The following is a 20393-nucleotide window of genomic DNA, read 5'->3' as shown; positions in this document are numbered from 1 at the left end:
AAAAATCCCGAGATTAATTCTCGGGATTTTTTTATGCTATAAAATATAAATAGAGTTTTATTTACTCTTTAGTTTCTTCTTTATTTTCCTCTTTGGTTGCATCTTTAAACTCCTTAATACCTGAACCTAATCCTTTCATTAATTCTGGTATTTTCTTACCACCAAATAATAATAATATTACAACAAGAACTATTACTATTTGATAACCTCCTGGAATTCCTAAAAATATTGTTAGTGCATTCATCTTTCAAAATTTATATGATACAAAGATATTAAAAAACTATTAGTCTTGTTGCTCAATTGTACCGCCAATAACCTTTTTTTCCGTTAAAAATTCTGGAGTTCCTCTATAAAATATTGTACCTCCAAAAGTAACTTTAGCATCTAAACTTTCGCCTGCATTTATCTCTGCTTTAGCTCCAGATCCAACTTTTACTACAGACATATTAGTTGTTTCAAGGTTATACCCATGATAAGTTGCTGCTAAGTCTAATTTAACAGTTTCATTTTTTGTTGTTCCAGATAGTTTTAAAACTCCTCCAGAAGAACCTTTAACAGTTAAATGCTTTGTGTTAACAACCATATTTACAAAAGCTCCTTCTTGTGCTTTTACTTCTATATGTCCTTGTTCTATAGCTTTACTTGTAAGTGTAACACCTTCATTTACATCTATAACAGAAATGTCCTTATTAAAATATAACGTTATTTTTACATCTCCTTCTGCCATTGTTTCTGGAAACCTTAGTGTTAACTTAAGTGTTTTATTTTTAAGTTTAACTTTTACTTTTTCAGCTTTTTTACCTGAAATAATCAGCTCCTGTTTATCTGATTGAATTAATTCTATATCGATACCATTGTACACTTTTAAGGTCTCGAAATCATTTAAACTCATTGTAATATTGTCTTGGGCAAACAGCATAGTTGTACCTAAGAAAAATAATAATAGTATTTTTTTCATTTTCAAGGGATTTGGTAGTTAATTGAATTAACTAAAAATATTGGTTTATAGTATAAATGAGAAGTTAAAATTTCATTTCTGTAAAGCCTTTTGTCTTTACTAGTTTTCCTTTTTTAGGATTTTTGATCACTCTAAATAATCCATATATAAAAAGTAAAGTTATTAAACCTCCAACAACTAAACTTCCTATAGGACCTAAAAAATCTGCTACAATAACTAGTATCTTTTTGAAAAGGTTTCTTCTACCAGAAGAATTAACAGCTTCACCACTAGCTAATCGTACAGCAGCTAAATATAAAACTGTTGTTAAAAAACCAGAAACTAAAACTCCAAAACCTAAAGGTTGCGCTTGTTTAAGTAATGAATAATCTTTTATTTCTACTCCTTTGAGGTTCGATAAAAAGAATTTTTTAATCTCTTCATAGTTATCTATATCTAAATCTAGCGTTATTTCATCTGCTTTAGTGTCTTTAAATTCAAATTGTAGAGCTGAATCTGTATCAATAAAAATTAATTCTTCTAAGTCTTCGTAACGAATTATATCTGCCTTACTAAATTCTCTATCAGCAACCAATTTATCTACATTTTCTTCTGAATTTACTTCTAGTAGCCAGATTAACTTCTCTTCGGTAATTAAATACTTCGTTTTTCCCTCAGATTGAGAGATTTTCCATTTTTTCATAGTTTATTATTTAATGCTCTATCAAATCAAAATCTAAATGCTTACGTTCAAGATCTGTATGTTTTACTTTCACTTTTACAGGATCTCCCAATTGAATGATAGCTTGTGTAACTTGTCCAACTACTGCATATTGTTTTTCATCAAAGATGTAATAATCATCTTTAATATCTCTAATACGCACCATTCCTTCACACTTATTCGTTAGAATTTCTACATAAATTCCCCATTCGGTAACACCAGATACCACTCCATCAAATACTTGATCTTTATGATCTTGCATGTATTTAACCTGCATATATTTAATAGACTCACGTTCTGCTTTTGCAGCTAATTCTTCCATTTTAGACGAATGCTTACACTTCTCTTCATATAATTCAACTTTTGGCGAATTTCCTCCATCTAAATAATGTTGAAGTAAACGATGTGTCATTACATCTGGATAACGTCTAATAGGTGATGTAAAGTGGCTATAATACTCAAAAGCTAAACCATAATGTCCTATATTTTGTGTAGTATAAGCAGCTTTACTCATAGAACGAATAGCTAAAGTTTCTACTAAATTAGATTCTCCTTTTCCGTGTACATCTTTTAATAATTTATTAAGAGACTCTGAAGTAGATTGTCTTGTTTGGGTATCTAACTTGTAACCGAACTTGCTTATAATATTTTGAAGTGAAGCTAGCTTTTCAATATCTGGTTCGTCGTGAACACGATAGATATAAGTTTTATTTGTTGGCTTGTTTCCTTTGCCTTTACCTATAAATTCTGCAACTTTTTTATTAGCTAACAACATGAATTCTTCAATTAATTTATTAGCATCTTTTGCTTCTTTAAAAAATACTCCAATTGGGTTAGCATTCTCATCTAAATTGAATTTTACTTCAACTTTATCAAAAGAAATAGCACCAGATTTCATGCGTTTAGATCGCATTTTCTTTGCCAATTCATCTAACTTTAAAATAGCAGTTACAATAGCTTCATCTACTTCGTAAGCTTCTCCTGTTAACGAAACTTCTTCAGGAACAATATTGTTCTTATTTTCTATAATTGCTTGTGCTTCTTCATAAGCAAAACGTTTATCTGAATAAGTTACTGTTCTTCCAAACCATTGATTCTTAATTACTGCTTTATCATCTATTTCAAAAATCGCAGAAAATGTTAATTTCTCTTCATTTGGACGTAAAGAGCATACTCCATTAGATAACATTTCTGGCAACATAGGAACCACTCTATCAACTAAGTAAACAGAGGTAGCTCTATCATAAGCTTCATCATCTAAAATAGTTTTTGGCTGTACATAATGAGACACATCTGCAATATGAATTCCTATTTCATAATTACCATTTTCTAATACAGTAAACGATAATGCATCATCAAAATCTTTTGCGTCTTTTGGATCTATAGTAAATGTTAAATCATTTCTCATATCCCTACGTTTCGCAATTTCTTCTGCAGTAATTTCTATAGGTAAGTTTTTTGCTTCTTCTTCTACTTCCTTAGGAAACTCATACGGAAGTCCATATTCTAATAAAATAGAATGGATTTCTGTATCATGATCTCCTGGTTTACCTAAACTTTCTACTATTTTTCCAAATGGATTTTTAGAGTTATCTGGCCAATCTGTTATTTTAGCTAGCACTTTATCTCCATCTTGTGCTCCATTTATCTTTCCTCTAGAGATAAAAATATCTGCATACATTTTAGAGTTGTCTGGTATTACAAAACCAAAATTCTTACTCATTTGAAGCGTTCCAACAAATTCTTGTTTGGCTCTTTCAATGATTTCTACGACATCTGCTTCTAATTTTTCAGTTTTACGTTTATTATAAACATACACTCTAACAATATCATCTTGTAATGCTTTGTTAAGATTTACAGAAGGTATAAAAATGTCATCTTCAAAATCTTCAGACATGAAATATCCATTACCATTACTGGTTAAATCTACAGTACCAATATGATATTTTCTATCTTCATTAATCTTAAACTTTCCTTTTTCTATCTGTACAATCTTATTATTAGTAGTAAGTTCACCTAGTTTTTTAATAATCTGATTTTTACCATGAGTATCGTTAATATCATATTTATCAGCTATTTCTTTATAAGAATAACCTCTAGATGCATCTTCATTTAAAACTCTAAAAATCTTACGTGTAAGATCTCTAATTACTTTTCCTTTTTTTTTATAAATTTTCTTCTTTCTTGTCATTAGTCTTTCTTCTGATTAATTTTTAGCAAAGTACAAATAAATTTAATGTGCGAACTCATTAAATAATTGTTATGAATTCATTTTTGTACTTTACGCCTTTATTTATATAAAATTTTTACATGATCGAATCTTGGTTTGTTATTGCAAATCCTACAGCAGGAAATGGTAGTTTTAATAAGTTATGGAGCAAAATTAAAAAGGAATTAACAACTCAAAATATTAGTTATACCTATGCTCTAACCACACATCAAAAACATGAAATTGTATTAGTTCATGACGCAATTGCAAAAGGATATACACAGTTTATTTCTGTAGGTGGCGATGGAACTTTGCATCATATTGTAAATGGAATTATGACTCAAAAACATATTCCTACAAATAAAATTACTGTAGCCGTTATTCCATTAGGAACTGGTAATGATTGGATTAAAACATATAATATTACCAAGAATATTACATCTAATATAACACTTATTAAACAACAGAAAACTATTTATCAAGATATTGGGTATTTAGAATTAGAAAATACTAGTGCTTATTTTAATAATGTTGCTGGTATCGGTTACGATGGTTATGTTGTTAATAAACTTAATAAATTGAAGCGTTTTGGGCCTATGGCATATTTATTAAGTGGAATTTCAGGGTTATTACTCTATAAAAAAACCACTTTTGATATCGTTATTAACAATGAACTCACTACAACCAAATGCTTAATGACTTTATTTGGTATTTGTAAATATTCTGGAGGAGGAATGCAATTAACTGATTATAAAGACTCTACAAATGGTCTATTTGACATCACAATTGCTAAAAACCTATCTTTCAAAGATTTAATTTTAAATTTAAAATCTTTGTATAGCGGAAGTATTATACATCATAAAAAAGTATCTACTTACCTAACTGATAATATTACTGTTACACCAAAATCAAAAGAAGAATTAGTGTATATACAAGCAGATGGAGAACTCATTGGTACCGGGTATGTAAAAGCGAGTATTCAACCAAAAGCTATCAAATTTATTGTTAATAACTAGGGTATACTCTTTTATAACGTTAAAAAAAACTTAAGAAAAATGTAACATTTCTTAAAAATGCTCGTCTTTATATAAAACACGGCGACTAAAAGTGAAAAACTTAAGAAAAATAATCATTCTCTTTTTATTTATATTCCTAACAGGAATTGTAGTTACCGTGGTTAGTATTAACACTACTTTAAACAAAAAGGTACCTTCTCAGGTACACAAAACCAAAAAGGATACCGTATATCTTATCAAAAGCAACAAAAAAGCGGTTTAAACTGACTTTTACAACTTCAATTCATACTTATTAACAATTCAAACAAGTTGTAGCGCATTTTGCGTTAAACAAGACCTTTTTCCCTATTCAAACTAAACTTAAAAGAAACTAGAAGCAGATAAATTATGAGTTTACACAAAAGAGAAATATCAATTTTAAAAATAACAGTAACCAATAATCACTTTTTAAATTCAGTTATCAACACTTTATATTATTATATTCTTCTTTATTTAAAATTAAAAAAAAATATAGTTGTTATAATAGCGTGTTAATTTCTAGCATTAAATTCTACTTTTAAATTTTGATTTTTGACTTATTAAAACAAATGAACAATTTGTACGCATATAAAAATACTGAAAATCAAAGCTTGAATAGAGTTATTAACAATTTTTATAAACAGGTTTCCACTAATTTTTATGAATAGTTAGTTTCTAAAACTATGTAAATAAACTGTAAATTTTATGTTGATAAATGTTCATTAAAAACTCAAAAAAAAAGTTGCATAATTCATCTACTCCGCTGTATTGTAAAAAAAACTGAAAAAGGCAAAAAATCTTTTACGAATCTTATGATGAGTTCTTAACAATTAGGTAATATATGTTAAGACGTTTGTTTTTAAGTACTTATTCAATATATGAAAAAAAGCATTGTTAATTACTGTTGATAACCGTTAATAACTGTATTTTTGTTGTCAATAACACAACTTAAATCAGCTAATTATGACTATTGCCATTGGAAATGACCATGCAGGTACCGAATACAAGTTTGAAATTGTTAAACTTTTAGAAGAATTAGGTCATGAAGTAATCAATTTTGGAACTGATGATGCAAATAGTATGGATTATCCAGATACAATTCATCCAACTGCTACAGCTGTAGAAACTGAAAAAGCAACATTAGGTATTATTTTATGTGGTAGTGGTAATGGGGCGCAAATGACAGCTAATAAACACCAAGGAATACGTGCTGCGTTATGTTGGAATAATGAATTAGTATCATTAGCAAGACAACATAATAATGCTAATATATTAACGATTCCTGCTCGTTTTGTTTCTTTACAACAAGCATTAGGTTTTGTGAAAATTTTCTTATCAACTGATTTTGAAGGAGGTCGCCATGCGAATAGAGTTTCTAAAATAGCATGTAGCGTAGATTAAATTATGTGAATGGAGTTTTTAGCGAAATCTTTTGAAGAATTAACAACTATAGAATTGTATGATATTTTACAATTACGATCTGAAGTATTTGTAGTTGAACAAAAGTGTATTTATCAAGATATTGATGGTAAAGATCAGAAAGCATTACATATTTTAGGAATAAAAGAAGGTGCTTTAGTAGCATATACACGTTTATTTAAACCTAATTATTATTTTGAAGAAGCTAGTATTGGTAGAGTGTTAGTAGTAGCATCAGAACGAAAATATGGGTATGGACACGACTTGATAAAGTTTTCTATTCAGACGGTTCATAATACTTTTTCTACAAAAGAAATTAAAATAGGTGCACAAACTTATTTAAAAAAGTTTTACGAATCACATGGTTTTAAACAAGTTGGAGAAGAATATATAGAAGATGGAATTCCACATATATATATGATTAGATGATAATTAAATAATTGTCATTAAGTCTTCAATTTCAATTACATCACCTGGTTGTAAATCATTTAATAGAACATTTCCAATTCTTATTCTTACCAAACGAAGTGTAGGAAAACCTACTGCCGAAGTCATTTTTCTTACTTGTCTAAATTTACCTTCTTGTAACGTAATAGAAATCCAGGAAGTTGGTCCATGACGATCATCTCTAATTTTCATAGATCTTTTAGGAAAATCAGGAATGTCAATTGCTCTTACTTTACAAGGTTTGGTCATGTATTTTTCACCATGAATTCCAATTTCAATACCATTTTTTAATTGCTCAATTTCACGAGTTGTAATAGCGCCATCTAGTTGAACATAATATTCTTTTTCAACTTTACCTCTTGTGGTAATATAATCACTTACTTTACCATCTGTTGTTAACAATAATAACCCTTCAGACTTTACATCTAAACGTCCAATAGCCATAGTTCCTTTAGGAAAATCATACAATTCTCCTAGTAATTTTTTCTTTCTTTTTGTTTGATTATTAATGAATTGAGAAAGGAATCCAAAAGGTTTATAAATTATAAAATGTCGATGACTAATCATTAAAAAAGTATTGTTAATAACTACAAATTACTGTGCAATTATAAAACTACTTTCTCAATAATGAAAAGCTACCTATTTTAAAAGAATCATTTTCAAAAACAATTTTATACCAATAGGTGTTAGATGGAGCTTTTTGACCATTAATTAAACCATCCCAGCCATTTTCGGGAGTGGGTGTTGAAAGTAAAGTTCCATATCTGTTAAAAATGTAGATGTTTTTTATAGTAAGTTCAGAAGTAACTTTCCAATAATCATTTATACCATCTTCATTAGGAGTAAAATAAGAAGGAAAAGTATCATTGCTAGTATCAGCACAAATAGTTATGGTAAAGTTACTTTCTCTAAAGCAATTCGCGTCGCCAATATCTTGATTATATATGTAAATAGTTTGTGAAGTGGAAATAATATCACCTGCAAATAGTTGCGTTCCATTTCCTCCTGAAGCGGTAAAGTAATTTCCATTAGTAAGATTTGGTAAACTATAAGGTATACAAGTATCAATATTTTCTAAGGTATCTACTTGTATCATGCACGTAATATTAAAGCACTCTTTTTCAGTTTCAACAAAAAATGTAGTGCTGTCTTTGTTTAACCAATTGTTAGTACTGTATGTAGTGTTATCTACAAAAATACATTGCAAATTAGGGTTGTTTAAAACACTAAATACTTCTATTAAGTTATTGTTATTATTTCTAATATCTAAAAAAGATAAGTTATTGTTATCTAATTCTATTAATCTTAAATTTTCTTTATTACTTAAATCTAAACTTTCAATAGGATTATTAACAGTAGTTATGACAGATAAACGATTATTATTTGAAATATTTAAAACAGAAATGTTATTGTTATCAATAAATAAATTTTCTAAGAATATATTAGCAGAAATATCTAATGTTGTGAGTTGATTATTTTCACAAGATAATGTTTTTAATCTTCTTAATGTTGAAACATTTATAGTTGTAAGATTGTTATTATTTACTTGTAAATGTTCTAACGATCTAAAATCTTCAATTCCTGTTAAATCAGAAATATTAGCATTTAAAATAAATAATTCTAATATGTTTACAATATTAGCCGTAGGAACGAAATCATCTAAAGGAGGCGTATCTAAACCTTGATTAATTAACACTTGTTCAAAATTGTCATCAGGAATAAATGTATTCTGAGCTAAAATATTTGAAACAAGGAATAAGCATGTTATGATAAAAATTCTTTTCACCTTAAAAGATTAAATGATTTAAGATAAGCATTTAATAATTGCCTATTAAGAGCTTAGTCTCCAATTATAGTCATTCATTACACTCAAATATTGTATTTTGTTTTTATACTAATATTAAATTGTTAATTAATTCTTTTCATTTTAAAACATTTGTTTAAAAAATCATATACATTTTTCATAACTTAGCAGTTCTTATTTTGATTAATATTTAGCATAACTTATGGCAGCAGATAAAGAAAAAGAAGCGAAACTAAAAGCGCTTCAACTTACTCTAGATAAATTAGATAAGTCCTATGGTAAAGGGACAGTTATGAAGCTTGGTGATAAAGTGGTTGATGAAGTAGATGCAATTTCATCAGGTTCTTTAGGATTAGATTTAGCTTTAGGAGTTGGAGGATATCCTAGAGGAAGAATTATAGAAATTTATGGTCCAGAATCATCAGGTAAAACAACATTAACATTACATGCAATTGCAGAGGCACAAAAAGCAGGAGGAATTGCTGCTTTTATCGATGCTGAGCATGCATTTGATCGTTTTTATGCTGAAAGCTTAGGAATTGATGTAGATAACTTAATCATTTCACAACCAGATCATGGTGAACAAGCATTAGAAATTGCTGATAACTTAATCCGTTCTGGAGCTATTGATATTGTAGTAGTCGATTCGGTAGCAGCATTAACTCCAAAGTCGGAAATTGAAGGAGAAATGGGAGATTCTAAAATGGGATTACATGCTCGTTTAATGTCTCAAGCACTTCGTAAATTAACAGCAACAATTAGTAAAACAAACTGTACAGTAATCTTCATTAACCAATTACGTGAAAAAATTGGAGTAATGTTTGGTAATCCAGAAACAACAACGGGTGGTAATGCTTTAAAATTCTATGCTTCTGTACGTTTAGATATTCGTAGAAGAACACAAATTAAAGATGGCGATCGTGTTATAGGAAACAGTACTAAAGTTAAGATTGTTAAAAATAAAGTAGCACCACCATTCCAAACTGCAGAATTTGATATTATGTATGGAGTTGGAGTTTCTAAAGTAGGTGAAATTCTAGATATTGGTGTAGAACTTGGAATTGTTAAGAAAAGTGGTTCTTGGTTTAGCTATGGAGATACAAAATTAGGGCAGGGTAGAGATGCTGTAAAAGGCTTAATAAAAGACAACCCTGAGCTAATGGAAGAGTTAGAAACAAAGATTAAAGAAGCTATTGAAAATCAAGAATAGTACATTTTTAACATAATGAATATAAAAAAGCAATTGAATCATTCAATTGCTTTTTTTTGTATTTTAAAAGCTAATAACATTAAGTTGTCAATTTAAGACAAAAACTCCCAAGCATTTCAATAATACATTTGCTGTATGGAAACAAAAGAATTCTATAAACACCGGTTGCAACAAGTAGTTTCCTATTTAAGAACACATTACAATGAGAAAATTTCTATTGTAACACTAGAAAGTTTATCTAGTTTCTCGTATAGAAATTTACAGAGAGTATTTAAAGCTTTTTATAATGAAACTATAGGAGCTTATGTAACAAGATTGAAGGTAGAAAATGCAGCTAAAATATTAATGTATACACCAAAAGAAATAAAATTAATAGCAGAAGAAGTAGGATATGCAGATGTATTTTCATTTAGTAAAGCATTTAAAAAACATTTTGGTATTTCACCTTCAAAATATAGAGATAAAAAGGAAGAATTATTTCAGAAAAACACAGAAATAAACAAAGAAATTATGCCTTTTTTTGAAGAAAAAATTACTGTTTTACTAGAGAAAAGAGTGTTGTATACCACTTTTAAAGGAGATTATTATAGTACTGATTTAGATAGCGTTTGGGATGAATTTATTATACAGGCAGAAAGATTAGGAGTACATGTTGATACTACAGAATCTTTTGGAATTATATGGGATGAACCTATTATTTCAGAAAAGTTAAGTTATCATTACGATGCTTGTTTAGTAATCGATGATGTTGAAATAACCAATGCTAAGTTTAATGTAAAGATAATAACAGAAGAAACTTATGCAGTATTTACACATTTAGGATCTTATAAAAGTATTGGTGATACCTATGATAAAATATTTTCTAAATGGTTATTCACAACATCATATGAAATTTTAGAAAAACCATTTTTAGAATTTTATACGTTACATGAAGGAAATACAACTCATGAAGAAGACTATAAAACAGAAATTTATATTCCAATAAAAGGCTGATCAAAAATCGGTTTTAAAATATGAAGAAAATGAAAATTATGTTACTAGTACTAAGTTTGGTAATAAGCTCACAATCATGTTCTAAAAAAGAATCAATAAATGAGATAGATAGTACGCAAAAATTGTATTTCAATGGTAAAATTTATACAGTAAATGAAAATCAACCTTGGGCAGAAGCTATAGTTATTGAAAATAATAAAATTGTATTTATAGGATCTAACGGTAACGCTTCTGATTTCGTAAAAGAAAATGTAGAAAAAATTGACTTAAAAGGTCAATTAGTATTACCAGGGTTTCACGATGTACATATGCATCCTATGGAAGTAGGAGCAACCAATACAACATTTACTTTAGATGAAAATGAAGAAAATATTTATAATTATCTACCGGTAATTAAACAAGCATCTGAAAATACTTCTGGAAATGGATGGTTAATAGGATTTGGACATGCTATTACTACTTTATTAGAAGCCACAGAAAGTCCTTTAGAGCTTTTAGATGAAACTGTACCAAACAGACCAGTAATTATTATGGAACATACTTCACATTCTATGTGGGTAAATTCTAAAGCATTGGAATTAGCAGGAATAACAAGTGAAAGTCGAAATCCTACAGGAGGAATTATCATGAAAGATAATGGTGAATTGAATGGGATTTTGATAGATAATGCAGGAGATATTGTTTTTCAACTAGCACAAAAATCTTCAGAAAATAATAATAGTGAGTACGATGGAATGATAAATTATGTATTACCAGAATTAGCTAAATATGGAATTACATCGGTATCTGATGCTAGAACTTACTGGAAAAGAGAGCAACATAAAGTATGGCAAAATTTAGAAAAAGATGGAAGATTAACTGCACGTTTTAATTTAGGACTTTGGGCTTATCCAGAAGCAGATGATAATGCACAAATAGCAAGTTTAAAAGCATTGTATAGTAATTCTGAAAATAGTCTTTTAAAAATTAACCAAATAAAGTTGTATTCAGACGGAATTACACATAATACAACGGCTGCATTACATTCAGATTATCATATTGATTATTTCAATCAATCTACAAACAACGGGTTAAATTATTTTACTGAAGATAGGATAGCAAGATATATTCAAGAATTGGAAGGAATAGGTTTCGATTTTCATATCCATGCAATTGGAAATAGAGGAATTTCCGAAGCTTTAAATGCTATTGAAAACGGAAGTAATTTAAAGAACAGACATCGTTTAACACACGTAGAAATGGTAAACAATGAAGACATACAACGATTTAAGCAATTACATGTAATTGCAGATGCGCAAGTAGCTGGAGATTTTACCAAACCAGAATTTTGGCAGGAGAATGCTGCACTGGTAGGAACTACTTTAGCGAATAATTTAATTCCTATAAAATCTTTTACAGATGCAGGCGTACGACTGACTTTAAGTAGTGATTGGAATGTAAGTACGTTAAATCCTTTTGTAGGAATTCAAAATGCAATAACTAGAGCACCTCAAAATATATCTTTAAATGAAGCTATAAAAGCTTATACTATTAATGGAGCATATGTAATGAGACAAGAAGAAAAAGTAGGTTCTTTAGAAGTAGGAAAATTGGCAGATTTTATAGTTGTAGATAAAGATATTTTTACCATTCCTACGAATCAAATAAAAACAGCAAAGATTGTACTTACGGTTTTTAATGGCAAAGAGATTTATAAAAAATAAACAATAAAAAGCTTCTTGTATAAAACACAAACAGTTGTAATATATATTACAGCTGTTTGTTATTTTTGATCATATTATGATTCAACTCAGCCAAAATATAACTTTAGAACCTATTACCATTTATACAAGTGATGTATTGTATGGATTAATGAAAGAAATATATCCGCAAGCATACAATTATTTTTGGAAAGATTCAGGTGATTGGTATATCAATGCTCAATATAACAAAGAAAATGTCTTAAAAGAGTTGTTAGAGGATAATGCATCCTATTTTTTTGTTTTGTACCAAGGAAAAAGGATAGGAAATTTCCGAATTATATGGAATGAAGAATTACCAGATTTAGAAACAGTTAAAACTGTAAAACTGCATAGAATTTATTTACACAATAAAGTACAAGGAAAAGGGGTAGGAAAGCAATTATTACTGTGGTTAGAAACAACTGCGAAAGAAAAGCAATATGAATTGATTTGGTTAGATGCTATGAATGAAAAAACACAAGCGTTTGAGTTTTATAAAAAACTAGGATACCAATATCATTCACATTGCTTTTTAAACTTTGAATTGTTATACGATAAGTATAGACAAATGAGTCAATTATATAAAAAACTCAATTAAACACCAGTACTACCAAATCCGCCAGTACCACGTTCTGTTTCACTTAGCACAGATACTTCTTGCCAAGTTACACGTTCATGCTTAGCTATTACTAATTGAGCTACACGTTCTCCATCATTAATAGTAAAGTCTTCATTAGAAAGATTTACTAAAATTACTCCAATTTCACCTCTATAATCAGCATCTACTGTTCCAGGAGAATTTAATACAGTAATTCCTTTTTTAGCAGCCAATCCACTACGTGGACGCACTTGTGCTTCATATCCTTGTGGTAAAGCAATAAATAAACCTGTTTTAACAATAGCTCTTTCTAAAGGCTTTAAAACAATAGCTTCATCAATATTTGCACGTAAATCCATTCCTGCAGAACCTTCAGTTTCATAGGCAGGAATTTGATGTTTAGACTTATTAATTATTTGTACGTTCATCTGTTCATTTTTTCAAAATCAAAGATAAATAATCGCAACTATTACACACTAGTATCTAGATTTATTAATTTAGCATTACAAAACAAACAACAATAATGGATAATTTTGATAAAATAGCAGTAATTGGTGGTGGAAGTTGGGCTACAGCTATCGTTAAAATGCTTTGCGAAAATAATAGTACTATAGGTTGGTACATGCGAAGTATTTATGCAGTAGAACATATAAAACGCAACAAACACAACCCTAATTATTTAAGTTCTGCTGAGTTACATCCAGAACAATTAGACTTATCAAATGATATAAACGAAATCGTAGGAAAGTACGATGTACTTATTTTTGCTGTTCCATCAGCTTTTTTAAATTCTGAATTAGAAAAACTAAACGAATCTTTAGAGAATAAAGTTATTTTTTCAGCTATTAAAGGAATTGTTCCTGAAACAGGATTAATTGTAGGAGAACATTTTCATCAATTGTATAATATATCTTATGAAAATATTGGTGTAATTGCCGGACCTTGTCATGCAGAAGAAGTGGCTATGGAACGTCTTTCTTATTTAACAATTGCATGTCAAGATGAGAAAAAAGCGAAAGCCTTAAGCAAAAAAATTAAAGGAAGATATATTAAAACAAAAGTTTCTGACGATATTTTTGGAACAGAATATTCTGCAATGCTTAAAAATATTTACGCTATTGCAGCTGGAATTGCACATGGTTTAGGTTATGGAGATAACTTTCAATCGGTATTAATGAGTAATGCAATTCGAGAAATGAAGCGATATATTAAGAAAGTACATCGAATGAAACGTAATATTAACAATTCTGCGTATTTAGGTGATTTACTGGTAACAGGCTATTCCGTTTTTAGTAGAAATAGGATGTTTGGAAACATGATTGGGAAGGGATATACAGTAAAATCGGCTATGTTAGAAATGAATATGGTTGCAGAAGGTTATTACGCTACTAAAAGTGCTTATAAAATTAATCAAGAAAACGGAGCTAAAACTCCTATTATAGATGCAGTATATGAAGTACTTTACGAAAAAAAAGAGGCGAAAGACGTATTTGAAAAACTAACAAATATGTTAGATTAAATTGTTCATGTTAAAAGTATAAAAACCCTTCAAATAATACTTTATACGGAACTTCAAATAATGTCTGACGCCCAAAAATCTTTAGTGTAAAATTGTAGCGCAAATGTAAGTTAAAATGGAAAACTAACAATACATAAACGTTATTAAATTTTTTTATAAAAGTTAAATAAAAATTAACAAGTTTTTATACTTTTACAACAGTTAGTATATTTTTAAACACATGAAAACAATTCAAGAAGCTGTTGAAATTACTATCAGAAAAACCCCTTTTATTGAAGAAGCCCTTAACGAAAAATTAATTAATGTTTCATCTTTAGCCAGGGTTATATTACCTGAAGTAGCACAACAATTAAAAAAAGAAGTAAAAGTAGGTGCCGTAATGATGGCTATAAACAGGCTATCTCCTGTAAATGAACTTAGAATTCGAAAAAACATAAAGAAGCTTGCTTTAAATCTAGGAGACGTTATTGTTCGATCTGATTTATGCGATTTTACTTTTAAAAATACGCCTACATTATTTAAAAGAATAGCGGCTATTTTAGATAAAGCTTCTGAAAATAATGACTTATTCTTAACAATTTCTCAAGGAATTTTTGAAACTAATATTGTAGCAAGTAAGAGCTTAAAACCTTTTATAGAAGAAATCTTCGAACGAGAAACTGTAATAAATCATGTAAATGATTTAGCATCTATTACTATAAAATTACCAAAAGAAAATTTAGAACAGTCGGGTATTTATTATTTCATTTTAAAGCAATTTGCATGGGCAAATATTGCAGTTCAAGAAGTAATATCTACAACTCACGAAATGACAATAGTAGTTAAAGAAGCAGATGTAAACGAAACTTTTTCCATTTTAATGGATTTAAAGTTGAACTAAATTTAATGGAGAAAAAAGATCCCTATGCATCACTAAGAATAAAAGAATTTAATATTTTTCTCTTAGTAAGATTTCTATTAGTATTTGCTTGGTCTATGCAGTTTATTATCATAGAATGGCAAGTATATAGTTTAACAAAAGACCCTTGGAGTTTAGGATTAATAGGAGCTTTTGAATTTTTACCAGCATTTACTATGGCTTTATTTGCAGGTCATATTGTAGATCAAAAAGAGAAGCGGAATTTACTAGCTTTATGTATTGGTGCTTTTTCACTCATTAGTTTAGGATTATACTTTTTAACAATTCCTAGTTTTGTAGCTGATTGGAACGAAAAAACTGTATTGTATTTAATTTATAGTTTGGTATTCTTTGGTGGTTTTTTACGTTCCTTTTTTGGGCCAACTATCTTTTCTTTAATAGCCTTAATTGTACCTAAAAAATTATACCCAAATGCAGCTACATGGAGTAGTACAACTTGGCAAATAGCAAGTGTTTTAGGTCCGGCTTTTGCAGGATATACAATTTATTTAATGGGAGTAAATCTTTCATTATGTATTGTTTTTGGCTTAGTAATGCTTTCATTTTTAATGGTATTCTTAATTAAAAGAAAACCTATTATGAATCCTAAAAAAGGTGAACCAATTATAAAAAGTTTAAGAGAAGGTGTTGATTATGTTTTTAAAACAAAGGAAATTTTAGGAGCTATTACATTAGATATGATTTCTGTATTGTTTGGAGGAGCAATTGCTTTATTGCCTGTTTTTGCACAAGATATATTAGAAGTTGGGTCAAAAGGATTTGGAGTCTTGAGAGCTGCACCAGCTATTGGCGCTTTTTTAACTATGTTAATAACTGCGTATATTCCTATTAGTAAAAATGCTGGAATAAAGTTATTATCGGCAATTTTTGGCTTCGGAGTATGTATTATTGTTTTTGGTTTGTCTAAAATCTTTTGGATTTCTTTAGTTGCATTGTTCTTTAGTGGAGTTACAGATGGTGTTTCTATGGTAATAAGACAAACTATTTTACAACTTAAAACACCAGATCATATGAGAGGTAGAGTTGCTTCTGTTAATTCGATGTTTGTAGGATCTTCTAATGAATTAGGAGCTTTAGAAAGTGGAATTACAGCAAAATTAATGGGAACCGTTACAGCTGTTGTATTTGGAGGATCAATGACACTTATTACCGTATTAATTACAGCAATAAAAAATCCAACATTAAGAAAATTAGACTTAACTAAAGATATGGAAGCACATGAGGCTACACCATAAAAAAACCTATCTGTAAAGATAGGTTTAGAGTTTTAAAGGGGATTGATAGTAGCTAAGTTAGCTATTTATTTTACGCCAATTTTCATTAGCTTTTTTCTCTAATTTTTCAGGTCCTTCCTTAATCCATAAATCTAAAGTATTCGTTCCCCAAGAGTTATAGAAAAGAAATAATTTGCCATTTCTAATTTCAAAAGTTTTAGGATTAATTCCTACTTTTTCTCCCTTTGCTCCAATAGCATAAGCGCAATATCCACCATATTGAGGAACATATTTATCAGGATTCTTTTTGAATGTTTCTAAATTTTTTTCATCTGAAAAACGGAAGGTAACTCCATCGTGTTTTGCTTCAAATTTCTTTTTTCCTTTTACTGCTTTATTAGAAAAATAAGCAACTACATCATAACCATTAGCAACGGCTCCTTTTTTAATATTATAATCGTGTGTTTGTGAAAAAGCTGAAATAGTACATATAGATACTAATAGAATAAGTAAACGCCTCATTGTTTTGTGTGTTTTATAATAAGTACGATAATCTTATAAAGAACTTACAAAACCATTAAATTACAACCTCTGATATCTGAATTATCAAAACGACCAATAATCTCAAAACTTTGGTCTGTATAGGTTTTTCCTAAATCTTGAGTAGCAATAAAAGAACAAGAGTTGTAGTTTGCTAAATCAATAACATTAATTCCTCCTGTTTTACCAGTTTTTTGAATAGACAAGGGGTCTTCTGTATCTCTAGTAAGTATTTTCATCCATGGAGGAGAATTAAAAATTCCATTGCCTTTAGAATATCCTTGACTTAGTAATTCTGTCATTCCATATTCAGAATGAATTTTTTCAACACCAAAACCATTAGCTAACAATTGGTGAAGTTCTGTTCGAATTAATTCTTTTCTTCTTCCTTTCATTCCTCCAGTTTCCATTACAATAGTATTGTTGAGTTTAAATTGATATTTTTCAATAAGATCTAACAAAGCAAAAGAAACTCCAATTAAAAGAATTTTTTCTTCTTTTTTATCAAGTTCAATAAGTTTATTAGCTAAGTCGTCAATATTATGCAAATAAAAACCACTATGAGGACTTTTAGAGCGTTTTATAAAGTCATTGGCCATATATACTAGAGAAGATCCTTTTCTCTCTAAATAATTAGGTAATAAAGCTAAAACAGTATAAGATGCTATATCTCCATAAAAATGCTCAAATCCTTTACGATAACTCTGTTCATACCAAGAAATATCTGTAATTAAATGTTTACTAGTTGTACTTCCTGTAGTACCAGAACTTGTAAATGTTTCTACTACTTCTGCTTTTGAAGAGAGTACATTCTTAGATTTAAAAAACTGAATAGGTAAAAAAGGGATTTCTTCAATTTTAGAAATATCGCTAGGATGCACATATAATAAATCACAAAAGGAACGATATGTAGGATTGTTTTCAAACTGATGTTTAAAAATTTCTAAAGCTACTTTTGTAAATGCTTCCTCAGATTGTATGTTGAAAACAGTATTTTGCATTCTTGGCTACAAAAGTAAGGGTATTTCATACAATCATTCTATAAAAAGCAGGAGCTATTTACAAATGGTTTTTATAGTTTCATGTGGAACACTGAAATAGTAGTTTTAAAATCAGTTGAATAAACCAATTGAAAAATGTTTTTAAGTATAAGTAAATTTTTATTTAGTTATTTTTTCAGCCATAATAAATGCATTATAAGCATTCAAAATTTTTCCAGATTTAGATAATTGATTAAATGGTGTAAGTTTACTTTTATCATCTTTTTCAGGAGTACTTACAGGAATTGTATATGCTATACCAGAATTCATTAAAATACTTTTTATTTGAGAAGCATTTAAACTAGGATAGTAAGCATATAAAAGGGCAGCAACTCCAGAAGTAATAGCTGCGGCAGAAGAGGTGCCTCCTGAAAAGGTATTTCTATTTTGTGTATTTGTAGTAAAAATGTTCGTACCAGGAGCAAAAAGATCTACGTCTATATTTCCATAATTAGAGTTTTTTGCTTTTAACTTTTTATTTAATGTATATGTAGAAGCACCAATTAGTAAAAAATTATCTGAAATATTGGAATCTTTTTCTCCTCTATCATTTGGGTAATAGTGTGATTCAATATTTAAGTTATTTCCAAAATTACCTGCGGAAGAAACAATTAGTACGTTGTTTTTTTCAGCATATTTTATAGCATCATCAACCCATTTTTTATGTGTTGAAAATTCTTTACCAAAGCTCATATTAATCACTTTAGCATTATTATCTACAGCATATCGAATGGCTAAAGCAATATCTTTATCATTCTCATCTCCATAAGCTGAAATAGCTATAGGCATGATTTTGATAGTAGTATTTTTAGTAATATTCGCTATTATTCCGGCCATTTTTGTTCCATGCTCTAAGAAATCTATGTTTCCAGAAACATTGTTGTTCCCATAATCTGTATCTGATATATCATTTTCATTATCTCCTTGTATAGATCTATCATTATAAGCTAAATTTAGCATCTTATTGATTCTTTCATTAGCATTGTCTCGATATTTAGTTACTAGAGCATCATTAATATTGTTTTTAAGACAGTCTGACCAAATAAAGAAATGAAAATCATTAATACCTTCAGGTTTTAGTTTTTTTAGACTATCTACAGATTTTTGATTGAAAACACGCTCTTTTAAATAAGGATAGATTTTATTTTTAGCTTCAAAATATAAAGTATATAATTTATCATAGTTAGCTTTTCCAGCCGAGTCTATTTGCATTCTTTTATCATAAGCTTCTTTGGCTCTATTGTGTAACTGCAGTTTTTTTTCATTTTTTAAAACAGCATCTTTTGGAGTTAAATTTTTAAAATCTTTAGAAGTTTGTTTAAGAATTCGGGTATATTCGAAATTAATAAATCGATTATTTTCTCCTTTTTTATTTCCTAGAAAGTTCCATCCATAAACATCATCTATATATCCATTTTTATCATCGTCTATTCCATTATTAGGAATTTCTGATTCGTTTACCCAAATCGTATTTTGTAGGTCTTTATGATGAATATCTACTTCAGTATCTATGACAGCAATAATTATATCTTTTCCCCTTTTATTTTTAAGTATTGTAGCATAACTTCTATTTAAACTAATACCAGGTAATGTATCTGTTTCTATATCTTTTAAATGCCAATTTTTCTTGGATTTTAGCTGAGTTTTTTTTGTAACCAAACTAGCTTTAGAAGAAAGTGTAATTGATGTATAGTTTTTGGTTGTTTTACAACTAAAAATACAAAGAATAGATAATAGTAGGAGTATAGATTTTTTCATTGCTCTAAAATAAAAGAAAATAAAGAAACCCTTTTAATGAGTTTCTTTATTAGTTTTTTGCAATAATTCTTTTTTTAGACGATTGCATCTTGTTCGTTTGTTGTTTTAGGTACTTTAATGATAGAATTAAAAAGACACTTTTCGTTTGATTCTGGATCGTCGTCTGTTTCTGTACTACCACCTCCACCACCTAGGCCAGTATTATTATGTCTATAAGGTGGGTTTCCTCCTTTAATATTATATGCTGATAGTTTAGAAATTCTAAATTTTTCGAGTGTTAGTTTTGTTTTTTTCATGATAGTATTTGATT

The 20393-nt window shown here is 28.8% G+C and carries 21 protein-coding genes; 10 read left to right on the top strand and 11 right to left on the bottom strand.

What is annotated here, in order from left to right:
• Window positions 1–61: 61 nt before the first annotated feature.
• From ACKTTC_RS03255 to rnr, 4 genes are all read right to left on the bottom strand, one after another.
• Window positions 62–244, bottom strand: coding sequence for a Sec-independent protein translocase subunit TatA/TatB (locus ACKTTC_RS03255; RefSeq protein ID WP_408038228.1), 183 nt, complete (start codon window positions 242–244; stop codon window positions 62–64).
• A gap of 39 nt (window positions 245–283) precedes the next feature.
• Window positions 284–958: a head GIN domain-containing protein gene (locus ACKTTC_RS03250; RefSeq protein WP_408038227.1), complete on the bottom strand. Its 675-nt coding sequence runs from the start codon at window positions 956–958 to the stop codon at window positions 284–286.
• A 64-nt stretch (window positions 959–1022) separates the two neighbouring features.
• On the bottom strand, window positions 1023–1640 hold the full coding sequence (locus tag ACKTTC_RS03245) for a hypothetical protein (protein WP_408038225.1): 618 nt from the start codon (window positions 1638–1640) through the stop codon (window positions 1023–1025).
• A 10-nt stretch (window positions 1641–1650) separates the two neighbouring features.
• Window positions 1651–3849 carry a ribonuclease R gene (gene rnr, locus ACKTTC_RS03240; RefSeq protein WP_408038224.1) on the bottom strand — a complete coding sequence of 733 codons (2199 nt, stop codon included), beginning with the start codon at window positions 3847–3849 and terminating at the stop codon, window positions 1651–1653.
• A 119-nt stretch (window positions 3850–3968) separates the two neighbouring features.
• Between rnr and ACKTTC_RS03235 the strand changes: the two genes are divergently transcribed.
• The 3 genes from ACKTTC_RS03235 to ACKTTC_RS03225 all read left to right on the top strand — a co-directional run bounded on the left by ACKTTC_RS03235 (window position 3969) and on the right by ACKTTC_RS03225 (window position 6749).
• Entirely contained in the window at window positions 3969–4883 is a 915-nt protein-coding gene (locus ACKTTC_RS03235; protein WP_408038222.1) for a diacylglycerol/lipid kinase family protein, read from the top strand.
• A 981-nt stretch (window positions 4884–5864) separates the two neighbouring features.
• Window positions 5865–6302, top strand: a complete 438-nt coding sequence (gene rpiB / locus ACKTTC_RS03230; protein ID WP_408038220.1) for a ribose 5-phosphate isomerase B — start codon at window positions 5865–5867, stop codon at window positions 6300–6302.
• A 9-nt stretch (window positions 6303–6311) separates the two neighbouring features.
• Window positions 6312–6749 (top strand): GNAT family N-acetyltransferase, encoded by a 438-nt coding sequence (locus ACKTTC_RS03225; RefSeq protein WP_408038218.1) that lies wholly within the window; start codon window positions 6312–6314, stop codon window positions 6747–6749.
• Window positions 6750–6752: 3 nt separating this feature from the next.
• On the opposite strand, the gene ACKTTC_RS03220 is transcribed toward ACKTTC_RS03225, so the two are convergent.
• Window positions 6753–7334, bottom strand: coding sequence for a pseudouridine synthase (locus tag ACKTTC_RS03220; RefSeq protein ID WP_408038216.1), 582 nt, complete (start codon window positions 7332–7334; stop codon window positions 6753–6755).
• 46 nt (window positions 7335–7380) lie between these two features.
• The gene (locus ACKTTC_RS03215; RefSeq protein WP_408038214.1) at window positions 7381–8553 is read right to left on the bottom strand and encodes a T9SS type B sorting domain-containing protein; all 1173 of its coding nucleotides are present in this window, start codon (window positions 8551–8553) and stop codon (window positions 7381–7383) included.
• A 220-nt stretch (window positions 8554–8773) separates the two neighbouring features.
• On the opposite strand from ACKTTC_RS03215, the gene recA reads away from it, so the two are divergent.
• The 4 genes from recA (at window position 8774) to ACKTTC_RS03195 (ending at window position 13093) form a co-directional block, all read left to right on the top strand.
• Complete coding sequence (gene recA, locus ACKTTC_RS03210; protein ID WP_408038212.1) at window positions 8774–9781, top strand: recombinase RecA; 1008 nt, start codon at window positions 8774–8776, stop codon at window positions 9779–9781.
• 135 nt (window positions 9782–9916) lie between these two features.
• Window positions 9917–10774: an AraC family transcriptional regulator gene (locus ACKTTC_RS03205; RefSeq protein ID WP_408038210.1), complete on the top strand. Its 858-nt coding sequence runs from the start codon at window positions 9917–9919 to the stop codon at window positions 10772–10774.
• 20 nt (window positions 10775–10794) lie between these two features.
• The gene (locus ACKTTC_RS03200) at window positions 10795–12477 is read left to right on the top strand and encodes an amidohydrolase (protein WP_408038208.1); all 1683 of its coding nucleotides are present in this window, start codon (window positions 10795–10797) and stop codon (window positions 12475–12477) included.
• 76 nt (window positions 12478–12553) lie between these two features.
• Entirely contained in the window at window positions 12554–13093 is a 540-nt protein-coding gene (locus ACKTTC_RS03195) for a GNAT family N-acetyltransferase (RefSeq protein WP_408038206.1), read from the top strand.
• On the opposite strand, the gene dut is transcribed toward ACKTTC_RS03195, so the two are convergent.
• Entirely contained in the window at window positions 13090–13521 is a 432-nt protein-coding gene (gene dut, locus ACKTTC_RS03190; RefSeq protein ID WP_408038204.1) for a dUTP diphosphatase, read from the bottom strand. The genes ACKTTC_RS03195 and dut overlap by 4 nt on opposite strands.
• A gap of 95 nt (window positions 13522–13616) precedes the next feature.
• On the opposite strand from dut, the gene ACKTTC_RS03185 reads away from it, so the two are divergent.
• From ACKTTC_RS03185 to ACKTTC_RS03175, 3 genes are all read left to right on the top strand, one after another.
• On the top strand, window positions 13617–14612 hold the full coding sequence (locus tag ACKTTC_RS03185) for an NAD(P)H-dependent glycerol-3-phosphate dehydrogenase (RefSeq protein ID WP_408038202.1): 996 nt from the start codon (window positions 13617–13619) through the stop codon (window positions 14610–14612).
• A 220-nt stretch (window positions 14613–14832) separates the two neighbouring features.
• On the top strand, window positions 14833–15492 hold the full coding sequence (locus ACKTTC_RS03180; protein ID WP_408038200.1) for a hypothetical protein: 660 nt from the start codon (window positions 14833–14835) through the stop codon (window positions 15490–15492).
• A gap of 5 nt (window positions 15493–15497) precedes the next feature.
• Window positions 15498–16766: an MFS transporter gene (locus ACKTTC_RS03175; RefSeq protein WP_408038198.1), complete on the top strand. Its 1269-nt coding sequence runs from the start codon at window positions 15498–15500 to the stop codon at window positions 16764–16766.
• Window positions 16767–16823: 57 nt separating this feature from the next.
• Here the strand turns inward: ACKTTC_RS03175 and ACKTTC_RS03170 are convergent, their stop codons facing one another.
• From ACKTTC_RS03170 to ACKTTC_RS03155, 4 genes are all read right to left on the bottom strand, one after another.
• Window positions 16824–17267 (bottom strand): YHS domain-containing (seleno)protein, encoded by a 444-nt coding sequence (locus ACKTTC_RS03170; protein WP_408038196.1) that lies wholly within the window; start codon window positions 17265–17267, stop codon window positions 16824–16826.
• Between the two features lie 44 nt (window positions 17268–17311).
• Window positions 17312–18286 (bottom strand): LuxE/PaaK family acyltransferase, encoded by a 975-nt coding sequence (locus ACKTTC_RS03165; protein WP_408038194.1) that lies wholly within the window; start codon window positions 18284–18286, stop codon window positions 17312–17314.
• Window positions 18287–18445: 159 nt separating this feature from the next.
• On the bottom strand, window positions 18446–20083 hold the full coding sequence (locus ACKTTC_RS03160) for a S8 family serine peptidase (protein ID WP_408038192.1): 1638 nt from the start codon (window positions 20081–20083) through the stop codon (window positions 18446–18448).
• 74 nt (window positions 20084–20157) lie between these two features.
• Window positions 20158–20379, bottom strand: a complete 222-nt coding sequence (locus ACKTTC_RS03155; RefSeq protein WP_408038190.1) for a hypothetical protein — start codon at window positions 20377–20379, stop codon at window positions 20158–20160.
• Between the last annotated feature and the right edge of the window lie 14 nt (window positions 20380–20393).

The organism is Tenacibaculum amylolyticum, assembly GCF_964511145.1.
Classification (GTDB): domain Bacteria; phylum Bacteroidota; class Bacteroidia; order Flavobacteriales; family Flavobacteriaceae; genus Polaribacter; species Polaribacter amylolyticum.
Note: the sequence above shows the minus strand (reverse complement) of the source record. Positions and strands in the feature narration are given on the sequence as shown.

What these genes read in the sequence shown, in the direction of transcription:
- ACKTTC_RS03155 (WP_408038190.1), bottom strand. Translation starts at nt 20,379, where the DNA reads ATGAAAAAAACAAAACTAACACTCGAAAAATTTAGAATTTCTAAACTA.
- ACKTTC_RS03235 (WP_408038222.1), top strand. Translation starts at nt 3,969, where the DNA reads ATGATCGAATCTTGGTTTGTTATTGCAAATCCTACAGCAGGAAATGGT.
- ACKTTC_RS03160 (WP_408038192.1), bottom strand. Translation starts at nt 20,083, where the DNA reads ATGAAAAAATCTATACTCCTACTATTATCTATTCTTTGTATTTTTAGT.
- ACKTTC_RS03185 (WP_408038202.1), top strand. Translation starts at nt 13,617, where the DNA reads ATGGATAATTTTGATAAAATAGCAGTAATTGGTGGTGGAAGTTGGGCT.
- ACKTTC_RS03220 (WP_408038216.1), bottom strand. Translation starts at nt 7,334, where the DNA reads ATGATTAGTCATCGACATTTTATAATTTATAAACCTTTTGGATTCCTT.
- ACKTTC_RS03180 (WP_408038200.1), top strand. Translation starts at nt 14,833, where the DNA reads ATGAAAACAATTCAAGAAGCTGTTGAAATTACTATCAGAAAAACCCCT.
- ACKTTC_RS03195 (WP_408038206.1), top strand. Translation starts at nt 12,554, where the DNA reads ATGATTCAACTCAGCCAAAATATAACTTTAGAACCTATTACCATTTAT.
- dut (WP_408038204.1), bottom strand. Translation starts at nt 13,521, where the DNA reads ATGAACGTACAAATAATTAATAAGTCTAAACATCAAATTCCTGCCTAT.
- rpiB (WP_408038220.1), top strand. Translation starts at nt 5,865, where the DNA reads ATGACTATTGCCATTGGAAATGACCATGCAGGTACCGAATACAAGTTT.
- ACKTTC_RS03175 (WP_408038198.1), top strand. Translation starts at nt 15,498, where the DNA reads ATGGAGAAAAAAGATCCCTATGCATCACTAAGAATAAAAGAATTTAAT.
- ACKTTC_RS03250 (WP_408038227.1), bottom strand. Translation starts at nt 958, where the DNA reads ATGAAAAAAATACTATTATTATTTTTCTTAGGTACAACTATGCTGTTT.
- rnr (WP_408038224.1), bottom strand. Translation starts at nt 3,849, where the DNA reads ATGACAAGAAAGAAGAAAATTTATAAAAAAAAAGGAAAAGTAATTAGA.
- ACKTTC_RS03165 (WP_408038194.1), bottom strand. Translation starts at nt 18,286, where the DNA reads ATGCAAAATACTGTTTTCAACATACAATCTGAGGAAGCATTTACAAAA.
- ACKTTC_RS03225 (WP_408038218.1), top strand. Translation starts at nt 6,312, where the DNA reads ATGGAGTTTTTAGCGAAATCTTTTGAAGAATTAACAACTATAGAATTG.
- ACKTTC_RS03170 (WP_408038196.1), bottom strand. Translation starts at nt 17,267, where the DNA reads ATGAGGCGTTTACTTATTCTATTAGTATCTATATGTACTATTTCAGCT.
- ACKTTC_RS03245 (WP_408038225.1), bottom strand. Translation starts at nt 1,640, where the DNA reads ATGAAAAAATGGAAAATCTCTCAATCTGAGGGAAAAACGAAGTATTTA.
- ACKTTC_RS03255 (WP_408038228.1), bottom strand. Translation starts at nt 244, where the DNA reads ATGAATGCACTAACAATATTTTTAGGAATTCCAGGAGGTTATCAAATA.
- ACKTTC_RS03200 (WP_408038208.1), top strand. Translation starts at nt 10,795, where the DNA reads ATGAAGAAAATGAAAATTATGTTACTAGTACTAAGTTTGGTAATAAGC.
- recA (WP_408038212.1), top strand. Translation starts at nt 8,774, where the DNA reads ATGGCAGCAGATAAAGAAAAAGAAGCGAAACTAAAAGCGCTTCAACTT.
- ACKTTC_RS03205 (WP_408038210.1), top strand. Translation starts at nt 9,917, where the DNA reads ATGGAAACAAAAGAATTCTATAAACACCGGTTGCAACAAGTAGTTTCC.